At 38.8% G+C, this 19,947-nt stretch carries 23 protein-coding genes and 1 other RNA gene; 4 read left to right on the top strand and 20 right to left on the bottom strand.

Going from position 1 to position 19,947, the window contains the following annotated elements:
• Positions 1 to 84: 84 nt before the first annotated feature.
• Positions 85 to 2,037, bottom strand: coding sequence for a methionine--tRNA ligase (metG, locus tag MKY78_RS09565; protein WP_339217581.1), 1,953 nt, complete (start codon positions 2,035 to 2,037; stop codon positions 85 to 87).
• 363 nt (positions 2,038 to 2,400) lie between these two features.
• On the opposite strand from metG, the gene MKY78_RS09570 reads away from it, so the two are divergent.
• Positions 2,401 to 2,676, top strand: a complete 276-nt coding sequence (locus MKY78_RS09570) for an AbrB/MazE/SpoVT family DNA-binding domain-containing protein (protein WP_186871099.1) — start codon at positions 2,401 to 2,403, stop codon at positions 2,674 to 2,676.
• A gap of 115 nt (positions 2,677 to 2,791) precedes the next feature.
• Here the strand turns inward: MKY78_RS09570 and rsmI are convergent, their stop codons facing one another.
• The 12 genes from rsmI to MKY78_RS09630 all read right to left on the bottom strand — a co-directional run bounded on the left by rsmI (position 2,792) and on the right by MKY78_RS09630 (position 10,661).
• Positions 2,792 to 3,661, bottom strand: coding sequence for a 16S rRNA (cytidine(1402)-2'-O)-methyltransferase (gene rsmI, locus MKY78_RS09575; RefSeq protein ID WP_211740778.1), 870 nt, complete (start codon positions 3,659 to 3,661; stop codon positions 2,792 to 2,794).
• Positions 3,639 to 3,932 (bottom strand): GIY-YIG nuclease family protein, encoded by a 294-nt coding sequence (locus MKY78_RS09580; protein WP_186871097.1) that lies wholly within the window; start codon positions 3,930 to 3,932, stop codon positions 3,639 to 3,641. The genes rsmI and MKY78_RS09580 overlap by 23 nt, the downstream gene beginning before the upstream one ends.
• Positions 3,925 to 4,665: a tRNA1(Val) (adenine(37)-N6)-methyltransferase gene (locus MKY78_RS09585; RefSeq protein ID WP_186871096.1), complete on the bottom strand. Its 741-nt coding sequence runs from the start codon at positions 4,663 to 4,665 to the stop codon at positions 3,925 to 3,927. Before MKY78_RS09585 ends, MKY78_RS09580 begins: the two co-directional genes overlap by 8 nt.
• A gap of 182 nt (positions 4,666 to 4,847) precedes the next feature.
• Positions 4,848 to 5,186 carry a DNA replication initiation control protein YabA gene (gene yabA, locus MKY78_RS09590; RefSeq protein WP_186871095.1) on the bottom strand — a complete coding sequence of 113 codons (339 nt, stop codon included), beginning with the start codon at positions 5,184 to 5,186 and terminating at the stop codon, positions 4,848 to 4,850.
• Positions 5,187 to 5,200: 14 nt separating this feature from the next.
• Positions 5,201 to 6,028, bottom strand: coding sequence for a stage 0 sporulation family protein (locus tag MKY78_RS09595; protein WP_339217585.1), 828 nt, complete (start codon positions 6,026 to 6,028; stop codon positions 5,201 to 5,203).
• 6 nt (positions 6,029 to 6,034) lie between these two features.
• Entirely contained in the window at positions 6,035 to 7,021 is a 987-nt protein-coding gene (gene holB / locus MKY78_RS09600) for a DNA polymerase III subunit delta' (RefSeq protein ID WP_211740779.1), read from the bottom strand.
• A gap of 119 nt (positions 7,022 to 7,140) precedes the next feature.
• On the bottom strand, positions 7,141 to 7,581 hold the full coding sequence (locus MKY78_RS09605) for a YaaR family protein (RefSeq protein WP_211740780.1): 441 nt from the start codon (positions 7,579 to 7,581) through the stop codon (positions 7,141 to 7,143).
• A gap of 27 nt (positions 7,582 to 7,608) precedes the next feature.
• Positions 7,609 to 7,938, bottom strand: a complete 330-nt coding sequence (locus MKY78_RS09610; protein ID WP_186871091.1) for a cyclic-di-AMP receptor — start codon at positions 7,936 to 7,938, stop codon at positions 7,609 to 7,611.
• Between the two features lie 17 nt (positions 7,939 to 7,955).
• A complete protein-coding gene (gene tmk, locus MKY78_RS09615; protein WP_211740781.1) occupies positions 7,956 to 8,591 on the bottom strand; it encodes a dTMP kinase in 636 nt (211 codons plus the stop codon).
• A 22-nt stretch (positions 8,592 to 8,613) separates the two neighbouring features.
• Positions 8,614 to 10,026 carry an aminotransferase class I/II-fold pyridoxal phosphate-dependent enzyme gene (locus MKY78_RS09620; RefSeq protein WP_339217588.1) on the bottom strand — a complete coding sequence of 471 codons (1,413 nt, stop codon included), beginning with the start codon at positions 10,024 to 10,026 and terminating at the stop codon, positions 8,614 to 8,616.
• 88 nt (positions 10,027 to 10,114) lie between these two features.
• On the bottom strand, positions 10,115 to 10,309 hold the full coding sequence (locus MKY78_RS09625) for a sigma factor G inhibitor Gin (RefSeq protein WP_211740783.1): 195 nt from the start codon (positions 10,307 to 10,309) through the stop codon (positions 10,115 to 10,117).
• An 85-nt stretch (positions 10,310 to 10,394) separates the two neighbouring features.
• Complete coding sequence (locus tag MKY78_RS09630; RefSeq protein ID WP_339217590.1) at positions 10,395 to 10,661, bottom strand: pro-sigmaK processing inhibitor BofA family protein; 267 nt, start codon at positions 10,659 to 10,661, stop codon at positions 10,395 to 10,397.
• A gap of 346 nt (positions 10,662 to 11,007) precedes the next feature.
• Here MKY78_RS09630 and MKY78_RS09635 point away from each other — a divergent pair, with 346 nt between their 5' ends.
• Positions 11,008 to 11,859, top strand: a complete 852-nt coding sequence (locus MKY78_RS09635) for an MBL fold metallo-hydrolase (RefSeq protein ID WP_339217592.1) — start codon at positions 11,008 to 11,010, stop codon at positions 11,857 to 11,859.
• 122 nt (positions 11,860 to 11,981) lie between these two features.
• Here the strand turns inward: MKY78_RS09635 and MKY78_RS09640 are convergent, their stop codons facing one another.
• From MKY78_RS09640 to tadA, 6 genes are all read right to left on the bottom strand, one after another.
• Positions 11,982 to 12,209 carry a YaaL family protein gene (locus MKY78_RS09640; RefSeq protein WP_211740786.1) on the bottom strand — a complete coding sequence of 76 codons (228 nt, stop codon included), beginning with the start codon at positions 12,207 to 12,209 and terminating at the stop codon, positions 11,982 to 11,984.
• A 15-nt stretch (positions 12,210 to 12,224) separates the two neighbouring features.
• Positions 12,225 to 12,821: a recombination mediator RecR gene (gene recR, locus MKY78_RS09645; RefSeq protein WP_186871085.1), complete on the bottom strand. Its 597-nt coding sequence runs from the start codon at positions 12,819 to 12,821 to the stop codon at positions 12,225 to 12,227.
• A gap of 17 nt (positions 12,822 to 12,838) precedes the next feature.
• Positions 12,839 to 13,159 carry a YbaB/EbfC family nucleoid-associated protein gene (locus MKY78_RS09650; RefSeq protein WP_186871084.1) on the bottom strand — a complete coding sequence of 107 codons (321 nt, stop codon included), beginning with the start codon at positions 13,157 to 13,159 and terminating at the stop codon, positions 12,839 to 12,841.
• A gap of 97 nt (positions 13,160 to 13,256) precedes the next feature.
• Entirely contained in the window at positions 13,257 to 14,948 is a 1,692-nt protein-coding gene (dnaX, locus tag MKY78_RS09655) for a DNA polymerase III subunit gamma/tau (RefSeq protein ID WP_339217593.1), read from the bottom strand.
• Between the two features lie 177 nt (positions 14,949 to 15,125).
• An RNA gene (gene ffs, locus MKY78_RS09660) (signal recognition particle sRNA large type) lies at positions 15,126 to 15,392 on the bottom strand.
• A 65-nt stretch (positions 15,393 to 15,457) separates the two neighbouring features.
• Entirely contained in the window at positions 15,458 to 15,919 is a 462-nt protein-coding gene (tadA, locus tag MKY78_RS09665; protein WP_339217595.1) for a tRNA adenosine(34) deaminase TadA, read from the bottom strand.
• A 90-nt stretch (positions 15,920 to 16,009) separates the two neighbouring features.
• On the opposite strand from tadA, the gene MKY78_RS09670 reads away from it, so the two are divergent.
• Positions 16,010 to 16,543, top strand: a complete 534-nt coding sequence (locus MKY78_RS09670; RefSeq protein WP_339217596.1) for an isochorismatase family cysteine hydrolase — start codon at positions 16,010 to 16,012, stop codon at positions 16,541 to 16,543.
• Between the two features lie 84 nt (positions 16,544 to 16,627).
• Positions 16,628 to 17,923 (top strand): glycoside hydrolase family 18 protein, encoded by a 1,296-nt coding sequence (locus MKY78_RS09675; RefSeq protein WP_339217598.1) that lies wholly within the window; start codon positions 16,628 to 16,630, stop codon positions 17,921 to 17,923.
• 166 nt (positions 17,924 to 18,089) lie between these two features.
• Here the strand turns inward: MKY78_RS09675 and acsA are convergent, their stop codons facing one another.
• Positions 18,090 to 19,805, bottom strand: coding sequence for an acetate--CoA ligase (gene acsA / locus MKY78_RS09680; protein WP_339217599.1), 1,716 nt, complete (start codon positions 19,803 to 19,805; stop codon positions 18,090 to 18,092).
• Positions 19,806 to 19,947 lie beyond the last annotated feature (142 nt).

Below are 19,947 nucleotides of genomic sequence, written 5' to 3' on the forward strand. Positions count from 1 at the left end.
ATTCATTATCAGTCCGAATACCATTGATTAGTGTCCAGACTCCTTATTGTTCACTAGAATCACGGTCTACAGACCATTTTTTTCTTACTTTACAATCGAACCGTTTGGTAGGGATTGTTCTACAGTTGCTAGTGATAGGTTACCTTGTTCATCTTCTCCTGATAGAATCATACCTTCTGACATTTCACCGCGTAGTTTAACCGGTTTTAGGTTGGTTACACAGATTACTTTCTTTCCTACCATTTCTTCTGGTGAATAATATTTTGCAATACCAGAAATAACCTGACGTTTTTCGCTACCTAAATCGAGTTGCAGCTTTAATAGTTTGTCGGCTTTTTTCATTTTTTCGGCATGGATAACCTCTGCTACGCGCATATCAAGCTTCATGAAATCATCATAGACAATTTCCGCTTTTTTATCTGCCTCTTGCTCTGCTTCTTCTTCCTCCACTGCTGGGCCTTGCATCATTGCTTTAATGGCTGCTACTTCTTCTTCCACCTCAAGACGTGGGAATAATGGTGCACCCTTGACAACCTTTGTACCAGGCGTAATTTGCCCTAGCTCATATACACTATCCCATTCTTTTAATGCATCATCTTGAACGCCTAGCTGTCTAAATATTTCTTCTGGCGATTTGGTTAAGAAAGGCTGAAGCATAACCGCAACTATGCGTAAGGAATCCGCTAAATGCGCCATCACATTGCCAAGTCTTGCTTTATTTGATTCATCCTTTGCTAGAACCCATGGTGTTGTCTCATCAATATATTTATTCGTTCTACTAATTAATTGCCAGATAGAGGATAGTGCAACAGAGAACTGCATATCTTCTAATGCTTCTTCTACTTGTTGAATCGTGTCTTTTATCGTCGCTTCTAGCGATTGATCGACCTCTGTTTCCGCCAGGCGATATTCTGGAAGCTCCCCATCAAAGTACTTTTCAATCATAGCTACGGTACGATTTAATAGATTACCTAAATCATTTGCTAAATCAAAGTTCGTACGCTCGACAAAGCCTTCAGGTGTAAATACCCCATCTGAACCAAATGGTACTTCACGAAGTAAATAATAACGTAATGCATCCAGACCATAACGGTCAATCAAGCTTACAGGGTCAACGACATTCCCTTTTGATTTAGACATCTTACCGTCCTTCATCAGAATCCAACCATGTGCGAATACTTTCTTCGGAAGTGGTAAATCAAGTGCCATTAACATAATTGGCCAATAAATGGTATGGAATCGTACAATTTCCTTACTCATTAAATGGACATCTGCTGGCCAGTATTTCTTAAATTTCGCTTCATCTTCTGAACCATAGCCAATAGCAGTAATATAGTTGCTTAGTGCATCAATCCAAACGTAAATGACATGCTTCGGATCCCCTGGAACTTTAATTCCCCAATCAAAGGTCGTTCTCGAAACTGCCAGATCTTCAAGTCCTGGCTTAATAAAATTATTTAACATTTCATTCTTACGGCTCTCTGGTTGGATAAACTCAGGATGTTCATCATAGTACTGCACTAGACGATCAACATATTTACTCATTTTGAAGAAATAGGATTCTTCTTTAACCATCTCTACCTTACCACCACAATCTGGACAGTGCCCATCAACTAATTGGCGTTCTGTAAAGAAGGATTCATCGGAAGTACAATACCAACCTTCATATTGGTCTAAATAAATATCGCCTTGTTTAACTAATTGATCGAAAATCTTGGCAACTACCTTTTTATGACGCTCTTCTGTCGTACGGATAAAATCATCGTTTGTAATTTCAAGCTTTTTCCATAGGTCTTGGATTCCACTTACAATTTCATCCACATATTGTTGTGGGGTAACCCCTTTTTCCTCGGCTTTACGTTGTATTTTTTGTCCGTGCTCATCTGTACCTGTTAAATACATAACATCATAGCCACGCATACGTTTGTAACGAGAAATAGCATCGCCAGCAACTGTGGAATAAGCATGTCCTATATGTAGTTTACCGCTTGGGTAATAAATTGGTGTGGTAATATAAAATGTTTTTTGTTCACTCATCAAATAGCCTCCTCGTAACCTGTTAAGATTCTTCTATTGTATCGATTTTATCAATAGATTTCCATATTTTCTTACTTGTTATCATCACCTATACCTTGAATTATTAGCGTTAAGAGCAAATTTTAGACAAATAGGCTGTAGATGGCTTACAATTACTCTCAAAATGGAATATTTATAAATTTTTTTGTATGTTCTGGTTTAGGTTTATGCTAGACTGGGTATGGAAAAAAGAATGTTAATTCATAAAATTTTCCTATAATTAGGTCAACATATTTGACAGAAACAGGAAATGTTTGATAATATAGGCAAAGAAATATGTCGAAAAGTGACGAAATGGCTTTTATTTCGAGGAGGGGAATATTAATGAAATCTACTGGTATTGTGAGAAAGGTAGATGAGCTTGGAAGGGTTGTCATTCCTATTGAGCTACGTAGAACATTAGACATTAACATCAAGGATCCACTTGAAATTTACGTTGATAATGACAAAGTAATTTTAAAGAAATACCAACCTAATATGGCGTGCCAAATTACGGGAGAATCTTCAGATGAAAATATTTCATTGGCTAACGGTAAAATCGTTCTTAGCCCTGAGGGAGCAAAGCTTCTAATTGAAGAGATTCAATCCCGATTTAAATAGGTCAACTTATGAAAAGAGCTACAACAGGAGATTCTGTTCTAGCTCTTTTTTCAAAAGATATAGTATAAAATCCAAGCGAGAGCACGGTGCTTTTTCATTGTGCTTACGATTATGCTTATTCAATATGATAGGCTTGATAGACCTCTCGCTTTGGAAGATTTCTATCCTTTGCTACTTGTTTAATAGCTTCTTTACTAGAGAGACCCTGCTGAATATAATGTTCGACATGATCATTTACTTCCATGCCCTCCCACCAGACTTCTGCTTCCGGTTCAAGTTCTTCAGTGCTTCCTTCCACAACGATACAAAATTCACCCTTTGGCTCATTTTCATTAGCCCATGCAACGATTTCCTCTGCTGTTCCACGTACATATTCTTCAAAGCGCTTCGTCAGCTCACGAGCGATCGCCATTTGACGATTACCAAGCTGCTTTTGTATCGCTTTTAAGGTCTCTTTTATTCTATATGGCGATTCATAGAAGATAATGGTTGCTTGGAGTCGTCCTAAGCGTGCTAACTCCGCTTCTTTATCCTTTTGCTTTCTAGGCAGGAAGCCATAAAATAAAAACTCCTTATTCGGCAACCCAGAGCCTACTAAAGCACATAATGCCGCATTGGCACCAGGTAAGACGACTACAGGGTATTCTTGTTCCGCACAAGCCTTCACTATCTCATAACCAGGATCCGAAATGGCCGGCATACCAGCATCACTTACTAATGCAATCGACTCACCACCTGCTAACTTTTCTAGTAGCTGGTTCTCTCGTCCGATTTTATTATGCTCATGGTAGCTGATTAACGAGGTAGAAATCTCAAAGTGATTTAATAGTCTTTTCGTATTCCGCGTATCCTCTGCAGCAATTACCGATACCGATTTTAATACAGAAAGTGCCCGGTAGGTAATATCCTCTAAATTACCAATAGGGGTCGGAACAACATATAACGTTCCTACATCACGGGGTTCAAAGCTCTTTTGAACGATCATACTGCATAACCTCTTTCAATTTATCTCGGATTAACTGGAATTTCCCTTTTCTCGTTAATTGCTTAATTTCATATTCTCGCTTCATCGCTTCTTCTTTCGTAGGGAATTTCTCCACAAACATTACTTGAAAAGGTCCACGTCCTCGTGTGTATTTTGCACCCTTACCAGCTTCATGCGCCTTTAGCCGATTCTCTAAATCATTCGTGTAGCCAGTATATAGTGTATTATCACTGCATTTCAGGATGTATACCGTATGTTCTTGATCACTCATAGATAATCTCCTTTGCTTCCTCTGTGTAAGTACCATCTTCATTATAAATAACTAATGGCGGCAAAATATGTAAATCTGCTTTCCCATCACGAACGCCCTCAATTAGTAGCATATTCGCCTCACGACCCTTTTTCGGATAGACGAGACGGATTCGTTTCGGTTCCAACCGATAGGCGCGGAAAGTAGTTAAAATATCAACAAGCCTTCCTGGTCTATGTACCATCGCTACTTTTCCACCTGGCCGAACATGTAGCTTACATGCTTTCACGGCATCTTCTAATGTGCAGAGCACTTCATGTCTCGCAATTGTTAAATGCTCATTCTGATTATGCTCTGTACGAGATGGCGTTTTAAAATACGGTGGATTACACGTTACCACGTCAAAGCTAGAATGTCCTAATTCTTCCTTTAGGTTGCGAATATCTCCATGAATCATTGTAATCTGCTCGGTTAATTCATTTAGCTCAATACTGCGCTTTGCCATATGAATAATCCTATCCTGTATTTCAACACCTACAATTTGTGCCTGACTCTTTCTAGACAATAAAAGCGGGATCACACCATTGCCACTACATAAATCAAGAATGGACCCTCTCTTAATCGGTATTTGAGCAAAATTCGCCAACAGCACCGCATCTAACGAAAAGGAAAAAGCAGTAGGACTTTGAATAATCTGCATCCCCTCATCTGCCACTAAATAGTCCAGCCTCTCATCATCAAATAATTTAACCATACCTCTAAATCCTTTCCTACTACCTGAAACATTATAATTATATTCCTTGTTGTTCTCTATCCGTAACTCCAATTATACGTAAGCCAAGATACGCTAACGTAACGAGTCTTATCACAGCATAAGAACAAAAAATAAAGAAAAGCTGTCTGGATTTAATCTTCACCAGACAGCTATATTATATGTTATTTCTTTTTACTAAGAAAATCTAAACAAAACATACAGTCTTCATTCCGTCTTGGACTCCCAAATTCCAAATTACAAATATGAAAACCCTCTTCATATAATCTTGCTAAATTATCATAGCCCTCACTTGGCATCTTCGTTAACTCTTCACCCGAGGTTTCCGGATCAGACTCCAATCCATCCAATCGATTACGTAAATGATGGTTTTCCATAGCTAAGCGATGATTTTCTTCTAGTAAATCACGAAGTTTACCCTTCAAATCACCTAGCTGTTCATATAATTCACCAATTTGCTTTTCCATATCGGTTACTTGGTCAAATATTTGTCTTTTTTGCAATTCGACTCACTCCATTATTCTTGGCCCTGAGCTGTCACAATTCCTTCTTCGATGAGTTCATCCAAGGTATATTCAATAACACGTTCTTTTGATGGAATTTCTATTTGAATAACGCGATCAAGAATATTAAGACCAACCACATGCCCTCTTCCGTGTGGCGTTTTTACATGCTCGCCTAAATCCGGAAGCTCACGTTTTGCTTCTTCATATTCATCATTCTCATATTTTAGACAACACATAAGTCTTCCACATAAGCCAGATATTTTAGCTGGGTTGAGAGACAAGTTTTGATCTTTGGCCATCTTAATTGATACTGGTTCAAAATCCCCTAAAAAAGTAGAGCAACATAGCATTCTACCACAAGGTCCAATCCCACCTAGCATTTTTGCCTCATCACGAACACCAATTTGTCTTAGCTCGATTCGTGTTTTAAACATTGCAGCTAAATCTTTTACTAGTTCACGGAAATCAACACGTCCGTCAGCAGTAAAGTAAAAAATAATTTTATTACGGTCAAATGTATATTCTACATCGACTAAATTCATATCTAACACATGCTCTTCAATCTTCTTAGAGCAGGCGGAAAATGCTTGATCCGCATATTCTTTATTTTCCATTACGGTAAGCTTATCTTTCTCGTTCGCAATGCGAAGTACTTTCTTTAATGGCAGAACGACATCTTCCTCATCTACCATCTTATTCGCAATGACTACTTTACCAAACTCTATCCCTCTTACCGTTTCCACGATGACATAGCTATCCGTCTCTATGTCTAGGCCGGCAGGGTCAAAATAATATATTTTACCCGCTTTTTTAAAACGGACACCAATAACCCCTATCATCCTAGTTCACCTCTCTATTTGAAGTGTTAGCTGTTCCATCACAAGTGTTGGATGGACATTCTGCTTCAACTTTCTCTTTGCATCTAGCAAATCATGGAGGATCGTCGTTAATTTCTCCTGTGAAAAGTACATCCCCAAACGCTCTAATCGCTCCCCCTGCTGGAAAAAGGTTAGCGATTCAACATGATCCAGATGGTAATATAGAATATCTTTAAACGCTAAAAGCAATAAATCAATTCCTTGCTCTAGCTGTTTTCTTTCTTTAAAGGTAGAAAGCCAATGATTATGTATAAATAAATACACATCATTTGAATTATCTGTAAATGCTTCTACTAATTGTACCACTACTTTTCTAGCTACGGCAAACCACTCATCTTGACTCCACTCTAATGCCTCATCCAAATTATTCGTTAGTGCACTCATTAACCTGGCTGTTGCCTCATTTAATCCCGAATCTACTAACCTCTGTTGAAAATGCTCTGGATTTAACGGCTGCAGATCAATGATCTGGCAGCGGGAGCGGATGGTCGGTAAAATGGCTTGGCTATTCTCTGTCATCATGATAGCCGTTGTTTGTTTACTTGGTTCCTCTAAGAACTTTAAAATCCGATTTGCTGCGTTTGCTGTTAGGGTATCGGCACCCTTTATCATATAAACTTTCTGATCCGACTCAAGACCAGAATAGGTAAATTCCTTTTGTAAGTTTTTAATCTGCTCGATTTTAATCGATTGACCCTCTGGTTCAATCCAATGGACATCGGGATGATTGCGCGAATCAATCCGCTTACAATCCGTACACGTTAAACAAGGATCAGCTCCTGTCTTATTCCTACAGAATAGGACCTTCGCAATTAATACCGCAATATCTTCCTTACCAGTCCCACGTGCACCTTGGAGTAAATAAGCATGTGAAATCCGATTTTTCTTTATACTATTGGTAATAACCTTACAAACCATCGGCTGAATCTCAGCCACATCAGACCACGTCTCCATAAAAACCTTCCCTTACAACTAGTCCATTTCATTCGTATGTTTGTTTATTGGTAATGACGCAGTAAAAGGCTAAGCCTTTACGGATCGATACGTGCTTACCATTACTTCACCATACCAATTTACGTATATATGTTAACCAGTAGACCCTTAATCTCACCTATAAGTCCTAATAGATCTACTGTCTTTTTTTCCTGATTCATAATCTCTTCTGTAAGCTCTATTAACTTTTCATCAATCTCTTTCACTAACGTCAAATTCCGACTACTGCCTGTATAACTAAAGCTAAGCGACTTCTGTAAATCCAATCCATTCGAAACTGCTTCCTCTAAAAAACGTTTAATTAGCCGCTTAAACTTGACCAAATCCTTAAAAGAACGAAATCGTGCTAATCGGTCTCCTTGAACCGTAATATCACTCATTAATCTCTGAAGTTCTGCAGCTTGCATCTTTTGGGCTTGGGACTGAACAATGGACCCAAAAGATGGTTGATCTTGTTTCGCCGTACGAACACTTTTTTGAGAAGTATCAATCTGTTTTAGCATTTCTTGACTTATCTTCATCTGCTCAGCCCCCTTCCAAGTTCTAGTTTAGAATTGAAAAAATGATTCAATCGGCAATACAAATACTGTAGCTCCGCCAACCTCTACTTTAACAGGACGTGGAATATACGAATCTGCATTTCCACCCATTGGTGAAATAGGTGCTACCATCTGTTCGCGTTGAGAACAGTTTTCTTTGATGATTTGTAATACATCATCGACACGCTCATCCTCACAACCGATAATTAGAGTGGTATTCCCCTCTTTTAAAAATCCACCGGTCGTTGCAAGCTTGGTAGACTGATAATTATTTTTTCCAAGGGCATCTGTTAAGCGGTTGGAATCCTTATCTTGAATAACGGCCATAACTAATTTCATACGCTAACCTCCTTTCTTTACTCCATAGTATTTAAATATTGGGTTATTAATGATAGGCTGTCTTCCTCTACCTTTTCTATCGACTGATCGGCATTAATAACTTGAATTCTTTCTGGGAATCGCTTTACTAATAGCTGATAAGCCTCATAAACCTTTTCATGGAATTCTATTTCTTCTAGATCCAATCGATTTCTTTCTCTATCTTTATTAAGCGAGATTCTCTCCAAGCCTTTTCTCGGCTCAATATCAAAGAATAAGGTTAAATTAGGCATTGCATTCTGAATAGCGAATTGATTAATAGTAAACACTTCATCCATTCCTAATTCTCTCGCATAGCCCTGGTAAGCTAAGCTGCTATCAATAAAACGATCACATAGTACAATTTTTCCCTGTTCTAATGCTGGGAAAACCTTTTCTACTAAATGCTGTCTTCTTGCTGCTGCATATAATAATGCTTCTGTTCTTCCATCCATTGCTGTATGTGATGGATTAAGAATAATATTACGGATTTTTTCCGCTATATCAATACCACCGGGTTCACGTGTTTGAACCACGTCATACCCTAATTGTTGTAGCTTATCTGCTATAGAGTGAAGAATAGACGTTTTACCTGCTCCTTCGCCACCTTCAAACGTAATAAAATAACCGCTCACGTAATTTCTTCTCCTTTAGTTTTCAGCCAAAAACCTGGATGCCTTGCTCCATATCTTGATGCTGAATTGTTGCCCCTTGCTTTATTAAATGATGAATTAGTCTAATTTGTTCTTCCGTTATCCTTTCTCCTTTTAAAATAACAGGAATACCTGGTGGATACGGAATAATCGCTTCTGCCGCAATCAAGCCGATTGCCTGCTCTATTGGAACCTTTTTCTTGGGCAGACTATACATATCAAGATAGCTTACTGCTAGTTCTTTCATCGGTTCATGAAATAATGTACTTACCTCTATTGTAGCATGATTTGTCCTATATTTATATTGTTCGTTCATCGAATTTACTATTTTCTCAACCCGTGTAAACTGGTCAAATCCTTTTATTCCGTGAATGAGTAGTACCTGTGTATCTGTCGCTAACTCGGGATATACCGAATGCTCTTCGAACGCACTTGCTAAATCAAATCCAGACAGTCCTTTTCTTACTTGTAGCGTAATTTTCAATGGGTCATCACTTTCCACTATGTGCCAGTGCTTCCCTTTCTTCCATATATTCCGAAGTGTCTGAACCGACTCTAGTACACGTTGGATTTCATCACCTGATAAATTAGCTAGATAATGTCTCGCCATATCTAAAGAGGCCATTAATGGATAAGACGGACTACTCGATTGGATCATTTGTAAATAATGAGCAATTTGCTCCTGTGAAATATAAGATGATTGGACATGTAGGAACGAGGCCATCGTCATTGCAGGCGCCATCTTATGTGCCGATTGGACAACAACATCCGCTCCTAAAGCAAGTGCTGACGTTGGAAAAGGCACCCCAAGTGAAAAATGGACCCCATGGGCTTCATCTACTAAGACCGGCAGCTCGTGCTCATGTGCGAAGTCAATCATTTCTTTTAAATCATAGGTTTTCCCAAAGTAATCCGGATAGGTTAATACGATCGCTTTAGCATCTGGGTGGGCCAGGATTGCTTCTTTCACCGTTTGAGGGCTTGGTGCTGTAAAACGTTCCACCGCTTCATTAAATACAGGACTAATCAATATCGGCTTCGCACCAGACAGCTCAAGGCCATTCATAATCGATTTATGGCTATTCCGCTGCACAATTATTTTATCGCCCGGTGCACAGGTAGCAAGTATCATAGCTAAATTACCGGCCGTACTCCCGCCAACTAAGAAAAAGGTATGATCAGCGCCAAAGTATTCTGCTGCAAGTCGTTGTGCCTCGTTAATAACCCCTTGTGGAGCATGTAAATCATCCAGCCCCGATAATTCGGTTAAATCGATTGGTAAAATCGATTTAAAATAAGGCTCTGCTGCTTTAGATAGAATGTCACCATGCTTATGTCCCGGAACATGAAAGGATAGCGGATTTTGTTTATTAAATGTAATTAATTGCTCTAGTAAAGGCATTGCTTGTTGATTCATCGGTCATTTCCCTTTCAAAAACTGATACCAATATCATAACAACTAAAAAAGCCTTTGCAAGAAATAATGCAAAGACCGATTTCACAATCTATGAAAAGAGTGAAGGTTGATTAATATTTTTTAGTTTTTGCAAATAATAATGGTATTTTTCCTCTCGAGGCTCTGTATGAATCATATTGTATTCACACTCCGTGCATATAAACATGTTGTATACATGTATCCCAAGTTCCTTCTTTTCCTCGCATATACCACAATGTTTTAATTCTACTATTCTTTGTTCCATGTTCCCCACCTCCGTTAAACTAGTAGCTAGTTTAACCAGAATAAACGGAAGCTATACTATAATTCTTTGAAACTTTTATCTTCAATTAGGGAAGAATAATCATATGAATTGCCGCAAGCGAAGCAAGTCCAAATAATCCCAGGAATCCAGATACAATCGCTGTGAATAAATTGATTGGAATATGCAATCCAAACGAGCCACCAATCACATTGAAGAAGAATAAAAATAAAATCCCGATTCCTAATTTAACCGTACCATGCGCAAGAAATCGCATCGGCTTAAATGAAGTACCAAAGAGAAGTAATAACACAATAACCCCAACCATGATAGAAATGACGATTGTCGGATTCACTTACATCAACTCCTTTAACTTGTCCCTTATATAAGTAAATATGATTGGAACGGTAAAAAAAGAACTAACTTAGTGGATATTGTAGAAAATACATAATTTCTCATCGTAGAAGGCTTTACTCCACTTGCAAAAATAATCAATTAATAAGGAATTATTGGAAAAATATTGATATAGTAAATGGAATCAGGCCGCATCGTTTGATTTTTAAATGATGTGGCACTCATAAAAGCGGAGGTAACGTCCAATGGTGAAAAAATAATATGAGAAAATCTATATAATCTAACTTGATAATAAGCATGTAGATTTTCTCTTTTCGCAGATGATTAAAATGTAGAGGAGAAGGAACATGCTAAATAAATTAAATCAATCTATCTATTATTTAGATAACGACGATAATAAAGAAAGACCAACTTTAGGGCTGGTCTGTGGAGATAAATATAGTTTAGTAATAGATGCCGGAAATTCTGTTCAACATGCACAAGAATTTTTAAATGAAATTAAACGTCTACCTGTACCACCAGTAAAATATTTGGTCATTACCCATGGACATTGGGACCATTTTCTAGGGTTAAATGAGTTTGATTCTTCCATCATCATCGTAAATAACCGGACAAATGAATTTTTAACTACATGGCAAAACTATTCATTTGATGATGAATCGCTTCAAACATATGTAGACTCTAAATGGATGTCATCTAAATGTATGGAAATGATAAAAAGTGAAATACCAGCGAGAGAATCATTTAGATTACATGCTCCAGATATTATGTTTGAAAAGTCGCTTACTATTGACTTAGGGAACAAAGTTTGTGTACTTGAAAAAATTAGGAGTACTCATAGCAATGATTCAACGATTATTTATGTTCCTGATGATAAAGTGCTTTTCTTAGGAGATAGTGCTTATGGTACAACTACAAATGGTTTATTCCATATCAAACAATCAGTTTTATTGCCTATGATCGAGGATATTCAAAAATATGATGCTAATTACTACTTACTTGGACATGAATCAATTTGTGATTTGGAGGAGATGAATCGCTATTGGAAAGAACTGATTTCCACCAGCAACGTAACCAATTCCACATCATTAGAAAAGGCCGTTGCGAATTTTGAGCTGGCGTATAGTAGGACTCCAAATTCTAATGAGCACTTCTTTTTAAAAGCATTTGTAAATGACCAACGAATTCAGTCACGATAAAAATCGGTATTTCATTTAAGCCAACTAAAAATAAGCTATTCGAACGACATCTAGTCGTACAGACAACATGCAAACAGAGCGCTCAAATTTTCTAAGCGCTCTGTTTTCGTTACTACTATATCTCATTTACTATATCGTATCGCACTAATATTTCGGTGCTTTGCCTCTTTTAATAAAAATAAATACTTCGACCGAGCTAGCTTTTCTGTGCTATTTCCCTCGAATGTCGGCTCTATGGAACGATCAATAAGAGATTTTATTTGTTTCCATTCCTTTTCGACGGAGAAAATAGCATCCAATAAAAGCTCATCGACCTCTCGCTTTTGCTTTTGCTTTCTCTTTTTTCCCACAAGTGTCACCTAACTTTACAGTTCTCTCCTACCCTCTAAAGCTTTTGATAATGTGACTTCATCTGCATATTCTAAATCGCCGCCAACCGGTAATCCGTGTGCAATTCTTGTTGTACGGATTCCAGAAGGTTTTACTAAACGCGAAATGTACATTGCAGTGGCTTCTCCCTCGATATTAGGATTGGTTGCCAAAATAATTTCATTCACTTGTTCATCCTTTAAACGATTTAACAAATCTGGAACATTTATGTCTTCAGGACCAATTCCATCCATTGGTGAAATGGCACCGTGAAGGACATGATATTTCCCATGGAATTCCTTCATCTTTTCCATTGCTATTACGTCCTTTGGATCCTGAACCACACAAATAACCGAATTATCCCGGGTTGTGTCCGAACATATAGCACATGGATCTTGATCCGTGATATGACCACAGATGGAGCAATGTGTTAGTTCGCGCTTAGCATTGACGAGTGAATTAGCAAACTCTAGTACATCATCATCTTTCATGTTTAATACAAAAAAAGCCAGACGAACAGCCGTCTTCGGCCCAATACCTGGCAATTTTGTAAAGCTGTCAATCAGCTTTGAAATTGGTTCTGGATAATACATGAAGTTTCCTCCTAGAATTAGAACATGCCTGGCATGTTTAATCCTTTGGTAAATTGTCCCATGGTTTCATTTGTTTTGTCATCCACTTGTTTAATCACATCATTTGTTGCTGCAAGAATTAAGTCTTGTAGCATTTCGATGTCGTCTGGATCTACTACTTCTTCTTTAATTTGAACATCGATAATTTCTTTTTTTCCGTTTGCTTTAACGGTAACCATGCCACCGCCTGCTGATGCTTCAAATTCCATTTCGAATAATTCTTCCTGTGCCTGCATCATTTTCTTTTGCATTTTTTGCATTTGTTTCATCATATTGCCCATATTTCCCATACCTTTCATGGAAAACGCCTCCTTTGATAGTTTAATTTTCAGCTCTTGGCCTGATCGTTGTCGTTAATCAACCTACGCAACAATCTAATCTAAAAAAGCCTCATGTTCAATCATGTATCTCAATCAAGTCATCCCCAAATAGCTTTCTTGCTTCATCGACGATTGGGTCGGTGTTCGTTTGTTCTGGGTTAGATGGTTCTTGATTATTAATATATTCACTTCGTAATTCTTGCCATGCATTATTCGGGATTGGAATAATGGTTAGTTGTTTATTTAATACACTTGTTAGTACAGATTCAACTAGCTCACGGTTATCTAAAAATAATGAACAGTGTATTTCGTATTTAAATGCAACAACAAGAGATGTCTCGGATGCTGCTGCGGGTTTTGAATCCTGAATGGTCGCATGTGCTGGTGCACTAGTTGTTTTTAATTTACTTAAGAAGTTTGCCCACACAGACTGAACTTCCTTTAGTGCCGGCTTTTCTGCTTCCTTCAGGACATTACGAATTCGCTCATATGGAATCTTATAGCTATTCTTAGATTTACCTGTTTGTGTTCTTCGTCTTTCAGGCTGCTGAGCTTTTGTTCCTGTATTTACTTGTGGTGGTGCTTGCTTCAAGTTGGTGATTTCTTTTTCCAGATTAGCGAGCTTTTGTGTTAATTGCATAACCGCTTCAGAGGAAACAGAATCCGTTGACTCTAGTTTATCCTGATAACGATTAGAAATGGTAATAATGGCAATCTCAATAAATACTTTCGGATTATTAGACCATTTCATTTCTTGCTGGGTTTGATTTAATTGCATAATAGCATGCTGAATCCAAGGCTCTGGTACACGTTCTGATAACTGCTTAAAGTCGTCATCGATAATAGCTCTTTCTAGTATCCCTTCAAGCGACGGGGCACTTTTGTACAGTAGTAGGTCCCGTAAGAAATAAATGATATCATAGACAAATCGAGCCGGGTCTTTTCCATTTTGAATAAGCTGATCTAACATTTTCAATGCTAATTGTACATTTTTCTCATGCATTGCCGCTACGATATCGGTTAGAATTTTTTGTGAAACACCACCGGTAACTGCTAGTACGTCCTCTAATTCGACCTGTTCATCACTATAGGAAATCGCTTGGTCAAGTATACTTAACGCATCACGCATTCCGCCTTCAGCAGCTAGAGCGACAGCATCCAATGCTTCCTTTGTCACCTTGACATCTTCTGCATCTATAATCGTTTGCATCCGCTCCACAATAGCTTGGTTGGAAATCGGCTTGAAGTCAAAACGCTGACATCTTGAAATAATCGTCAGTGGTATTTTATGCGGCTCTGTGGTTGCTAGTATAAATACGACATGCTTTGGTGGTTCCTCTAAGGTTTTCAGTAATGCATTAAATGCATTAACAGAAATCATGTGTACCTCATCAATGATATACACTTTATATGGGACAACACTAGAAGCATATTTCACGTTATCACGTATTTCCCTAATATCATCTACACTTGTATTAGAAGCAGCATCGATTTCAATGACATCAGAAATAGAACCGTCCTGAATGCCACGGCACGCTGCACATTCATTACAAGGCTCTTTTACTGGGGCTTTTTCACAGTTAATGGTTTTGGCAAAAATCTTAGCTGCACTAGTCTTACCAGTTCCACGAGGGCCTGTAAATAAATAAGCATGTGAAAACTTCTGTTGCTCAATTGCATTTTGCAATGTTCTAGTTATGTGGGTTTGGCCTACAACGTCTCCAAAAGTCCTTGGGCGCCATACGCGATACAATGCTTGATAGCTCATAATTGATTCCCCTCTATGATTTCTACCTAATTATACCGATTTTAAGTTGGAATGTGAATGATAATGAAAAAGAAATCTAGTACTTAAGTAATTGGAAGTATTTTACTTGAGGATTGTAAAATGAGGTACGACAAAGCCCCTTGTACAAGACAAGAGGCTTTAAACTCATTATGTATGCCGTGCACCCAACGTCGATGAAGCGACCCCATGCGTTACTCAAGTTCATGGCTCAGTTTAGGTAACCCCACGGCACACAGGAGTAACCACTTACTGCTGCTTCCTTCCGGACCTGACAGGGTTCATGGGTTCCTGTTGCGCAGGACCTAAACGTCAACACCAATCCCTTAAGGCAGACCACATGGTCACTCACCTCGTGATGGGAATTCAGCCTCGCTACAGCGGATTGCGAGTTACAGGGCACCGCTACCTCCCCGCCTAGCACGGTAATATCCATTATAACATGTTAACCAAAAAAATCAATGGACTGCCCTATAAGAATATTTTCCAGCTTATTGTTTTTTCCGCTCTCGTAAGGTTTTAAAAAAGCTAGTCAGTAATTGACCACATTCCTCTTGCAGAATACCAGAACAAACCTCCACCTGATGATTAAACCGATTATCATCTAGTAAATTCATCAGGCTACCAGCACATCCTGCCTTGGGATCTTTAGCACCGTAAACTACCCGTTTGATTCTAGATTGAACAATAGCCCCTGCACACATTGGACAAGGTTCTAATGTCACATACAATGTGCAATCCTCCAAACGCCAGCTTCCGATTTTTTTATTGGCTTCTTGTATGGCAATCAACTCTGCGTGAGATAGTGTCTCCTGGGACTGTTCTCGTACATTGTACCCCGATGCAATGACCTCATCCTGATACACAATAATTGCTCCTATCGGTACCTCATTTTTCTCTCTAGCCTTTTCCGCTTCGTTTATCGCCAGTTGCATATAATACGCATCCTTCATGCTTATCACCGCTCTCTATCGACATCTGTATAATCTATCTTTATTTTTACCATAATAACAACTCAAGATTATTAGGAGGTGTTCTATTGTTTGCATAACCAACTAGCGAATACTGCTGTACTATTTATCGATTTAATCAATGATTTTAACTTTCATGGTGGTGAAAAACTACGTAGCAACATGGAAGAAATTGTACCTAATCTATTGAAACTCAGACAATTTGCAGAAGAACATAACCTTCCTATTATTTATGTAAATGATCATTATCGGTTATGGCAATCCAATCCAGATATCATTATTCAGCATTGTACGAATGATGCCAATCAACCTATTATCTTAAAAGTAAAACCAAAACCGAGTGATTACTTTCTCATTAAACCACAGCATTCTGCCTTTTTTCAAACGCCATTATTGTCTCTCCTCCGCGAATTAGGTAAGACACATATCATCATGGCCGGTATTGCTGGAGATATATGTGTACTATTTTCAGCTAAGGATGCTTATATGTATCAATTTCCCATGCATATTCCGAAAAATTGTATAGCGTCGGAACAGAAAGAAGGCAATGAGTATGCATTGTATCTAATGAATACGGTCATGAAGGCTAATATTGACCCTGTCTAAAAGCATAACGTACATGCTCCCTTCATAAAGTTGAATATAGATCCTATTCAAGTTTTTATTTGAATGACTTTAAGGAGGGAGATTATGCAAATCCATGTTGTCTCACAAGGAGATTCCTTATATACCATTGCTAGTACATACGGCACAACAATCGATGCACTCGTTAACGCAAATGAATTAGATACCCCAAATCAGTTAGTTGTTGGGCAAGCTTTAGTCATTCCAATTACCGGACAGTTCTATTTCGTGCAACCTGGAGATAGCCTCTATACCATCGCACAGCGGTTTGGGCTGAGCTATCAGGAGCTTGCTCGTGTCAATAATATTTCCGTTAATGGAATTTTACCAGTAGGATTACGATTATATATTCCCCAAGGACCGAGACCTGAAATCATTTCCAATGCTTATATTGAGCCACTAGGTGGAACTGTATCAGAAGCATTAGAAAACGCCGCAAGAAAAAACGCCCCATATTTATCCTACTTGGCACCATTTAGCTATCAAGTCAATCGAGATGGCAGTTTAAATGCCCCGCCACTGAATGATTTCAAACAAATTGCCGATGCCAATAACGCTAGCTTAATGATGGTGGTTACCAATCTGGAAGAAGGAGCCTTTAGTGCGGAACTTGGGCATATTATTGTCACCGTTCAAGCCGCACAAAATACGTTGTTAGACAATATTGTCAATACCGCCCGTCAAGTTGGGTTTTCAGATGTGCATTTTGATTTTGAATTTTTACCACCGGAAGATCGTGAAGCCTACAATACTTTTTTAGCAACCGCAAAGGAACGTCTTTCCCAGGAAGGGCTACTCATGTCTACTGCTCTAGCTCCAAAAACTAGCGCGACACAGGAAGGGGCATGGTATGAGGCTCATGATTATGCGGCACACGGGGCAGTTGCAGACTTTGTGGTGCTCATGACCTATGAATGGGGATATAGTGGTGGACCTCCAATGGCAGTATCTCCGCTAGATCAAGTGCGTAGAGTAGTGGAATATGCATTAACGGAAATGCCATCGAATAAAATATTACTTGGTCAAAACTTATATGGATACGATTGGACATTATCATACGAACCAGGAGGAGAATATGCTCGTGCGGTAAGTCCACAGCAAGCGATTGCCTTAGCTCGGCAGTATAATGCTTCCATTGAGTATGACACTACGGCACAAGCACCCCATTTCAACTATTGGGATGAGGAAGGTAATGAACATGAGGTATGGTTTGAGGATGCACGGTCCATTCAAGCAAAATTTGATTTGATTAAGGAGCTTAATCTACGTGGGATTAGCTATTGGAAGTTAGGTCTTGCATTCCCACAGAACTGGCTGTTGCTGCAGGATAATTTTACAATTGCGAAGGATGATGAAGCGTAGTTGTTGTTCATGGTTGGCATCTAATCGAGTCCTGGTAATCGAAGGTCCGTTTTCTACCTATAGTAGTCCTAACCAAACACGTATCCATGGGAAAATAAACGGTAGAATGGTAAACCGTAGCAAATAAAAAAACCCTCCAGCTCACTTTTTGCTGGAGGGTTTTTTGTTAAGATTCTAATGTAGATGTGTCACCAGTTGGTAGCCCTAGTTCCCAAGATTTAAGCAGACGACGCATGATTTTACCGCTTCGTGTCTTTGGAATTGAATCACGTACTTCAATCTCACGAGGTGCAGCATGTGCACTTAATCCCGTTTTCACAAATTGGCGAATATCCTCTAATAATTCATCCGATTCCTGATACCCAGGATTTAGTGTGACGAATGCTTTAATAATTTCCCCACGCTGCGGATCTGGTTTACCGATAACACCAGCTTCGGCTACTGCTGGGTGTTCAATTAGCTTACTTTCTACTTCAAACGGACCTACACGCTCACCAGATGTATTAATCACATCATCTAAGCGACCTTGGAACCAGAAGTAACCATCTTCATCACGGTAAGCACTATCTCCTGATACATACCAGCCATTGATAAAGTAGCTATCATATTTACTAGGATTATTCCAAATCGCACGCATCATGGAAGGCCATCCTGCTTTAATGGCTAAATTACCCATTTGATTCGGAGGGATTTCATTCCCTTCATTATCGACAATCGATGCTTCAATACCTGGGATTGGTTTCCCCATCGAACCTGGGCGAATCTCCTCAGAAGGTAGATTCACAATTAGCTGTGCACCTGTCTCCGTCATCCACCATGTATCATGAATACGTAAATCAAATGCTTTCAATCCCCATGTCACTACTTCTGGGTTCAATGGTTCCCCAACACTCAAGATATGGCGCAATGAAGAGAAATCATGTTTTTTCACTAGGTCTTCACCAGCACTCACGAGCATACGTAATGCAGTAGGTGCCGTATACCAAACGGTTACGTTGTGTTTCTCTAGTGTTGAATACCAATCCTCTGGTGTAAAGCGGCCCCCACGAATAACATTGGTAACCCCATTTAGCCATGGTGCAAATACGCCATAACTCGTACCTGTCACCCAACCAGGATCAGCTGTACACCAGTACACATCATCATCCTTCAAATCAAGTACCCAGTGACCAGTTACATAGTGCTGAATCATTGCATTATGCACATGGTAAACCCCTTTTGGCTTACCAGTAGATCCAGAGGTATAGTGAATTAACATTCCATCCTCTAAATCTACCCATTCAATATCAAAGCTTTCACTTGCTGCTTCTATTTCCTCATAAAAATCGATATATTTATCAGATGGCTCACTGCGATTACCAACTAAGATGATTTTCTCTAAGTCTGGTAAATCCTCTTGTGGTACACGTTCTAATAAATCAGGTGTCGTAATCAGTACTCTTGCCTCACTATCTTGAAGACGATCGCGAACCGCCTGTTCCATAAAGGCTTCAAATAATGGACCTGCGATTGCACCAGTTTTTAAAATTCCGAAGAAGCTTACATAGAATTCTGGGCTTCTTGGCATGAACAAAAATACCCGATCCCCTTTTTGAACATCGTATTTCTTAAGGACATTAGCAAATTGATTACTTTGCTTACTAATATCGGAAAAGGTTAAGGATTCCTCTCTTCCAGGCGCTGAGTATAAAAGGGCAACTTTATCTTTTTTCTCTGGGTTTTCCGCATGGCGATCAATTGCTTCATATGCAATATTCACTTTTCCTGTTTCATTCCAAGAAAAGCGCTTATGCACATCCTCCCATTTGAAGGTGGATCTTAATTCATCATAGTTCTTTAGATTATAATTTCCTTCTCTTGCCGGTACACGTTGCATATCCATCCTTTATCACCTCATCTACAAAATTTGCAACCGATTACATTTCTTAAATTATGAAATATTTAAAATGTTTATTAGTATTTTAGAACATTTTGTGAATTTTTTAAAGTGTTTAGCACTAATTTGATAGAATTTTATATCAATT

The organism is Ornithinibacillus sp. FSL M8-0202 (assembly GCF_037975285.1).
GTDB lineage: Bacteria > Bacillota > Bacilli > Bacillales > Amphibacillaceae > Ornithinibacillus > Ornithinibacillus massiliensis.

What these genes read in the sequence shown, in the direction of transcription:
- metG (WP_339217581.1), bottom strand. Translation starts at nt 2,037, where the DNA reads ATGAGTGAACAAAAAACATTTTATATTACCACACCAATTTATTACCCA.
- MKY78_RS09570 (WP_186871099.1), top strand. Translation starts at nt 2,401, where the DNA reads ATGAAATCTACTGGTATTGTGAGAAAGGTAGATGAGCTTGGAAGGGTT.
- rsmI (WP_211740778.1), bottom strand. Translation starts at nt 3,661, where the DNA reads ATGATCGTTCAAAAGAGCTTTGAACCCCGTGATGTAGGAACGTTATAT.
- MKY78_RS09580 (WP_186871097.1), bottom strand. Translation starts at nt 3,932, where the DNA reads ATGAGTGATCAAGAACATACGGTATACATCCTGAAATGCAGTGATAAT.
- MKY78_RS09585 (WP_186871096.1), bottom strand. Translation starts at nt 4,665, where the DNA reads ATGGTTAAATTATTTGATGATGAGAGGCTGGACTATTTAGTGGCAGAT.
- MKY78_RS09595 (WP_339217585.1), bottom strand. Translation starts at nt 6,028, where the DNA reads ATGATAGGGGTTATTGGTGTCCGTTTTAAAAAAGCGGGTAAAATATAT.
- holB (WP_211740779.1), bottom strand. Translation starts at nt 7,021, where the DNA reads ATGGAGACGTGGTCTGATGTGGCTGAGATTCAGCCGATGGTTTGTAAG.
- MKY78_RS09605 (WP_211740780.1), bottom strand. Translation starts at nt 7,581, where the DNA reads ATGAAGATAAGTCAAGAAATGCTAAAACAGATTGATACTTCTCAAAAA.
- MKY78_RS09610 (WP_186871091.1), bottom strand. Translation starts at nt 7,938, where the DNA reads ATGAAATTAGTTATGGCCGTTATTCAAGATAAGGATTCCAACCGCTTA.
- MKY78_RS09620 (WP_339217588.1), bottom strand. Translation starts at nt 10,026, where the DNA reads ATGAATCAACAAGCAATGCCTTTACTAGAGCAATTAATTACATTTAAT.
- MKY78_RS09625 (WP_211740783.1), bottom strand. Translation starts at nt 10,309, where the DNA reads ATGGAACAAAGAATAGTAGAATTAAAACATTGTGGTATATGCGAGGAA.
- MKY78_RS09635 (WP_339217592.1), top strand. Translation starts at nt 11,008, where the DNA reads ATGCTAAATAAATTAAATCAATCTATCTATTATTTAGATAACGACGAT.
- recR (WP_186871085.1), bottom strand. Translation starts at nt 12,821, where the DNA reads ATGTATTATCCAGAACCAATTTCAAAGCTGATTGACAGCTTTACAAAA.
- MKY78_RS09650 (WP_186871084.1), bottom strand. Translation starts at nt 13,159, where the DNA reads ATGAAAGGTATGGGAAATATGGGCAATATGATGAAACAAATGCAAAAA.
- dnaX (WP_339217593.1), bottom strand. Translation starts at nt 14,948, where the DNA reads ATGAGCTATCAAGCATTGTATCGCGTATGGCGCCCAAGGACTTTTGGA.
- tadA (WP_339217595.1), bottom strand. Translation starts at nt 15,919, where the DNA reads ATGAAGGATGCGTATTATATGCAACTGGCGATAAACGAAGCGGAAAAG.
- MKY78_RS09675 (WP_339217598.1), top strand. Translation starts at nt 16,628, where the DNA reads ATGCAAATCCATGTTGTCTCACAAGGAGATTCCTTATATACCATTGCT.
- acsA (WP_339217599.1), bottom strand. Translation starts at nt 19,805, where the DNA reads ATGGATATGCAACGTGTACCGGCAAGAGAAGGAAATTATAATCTAAAG.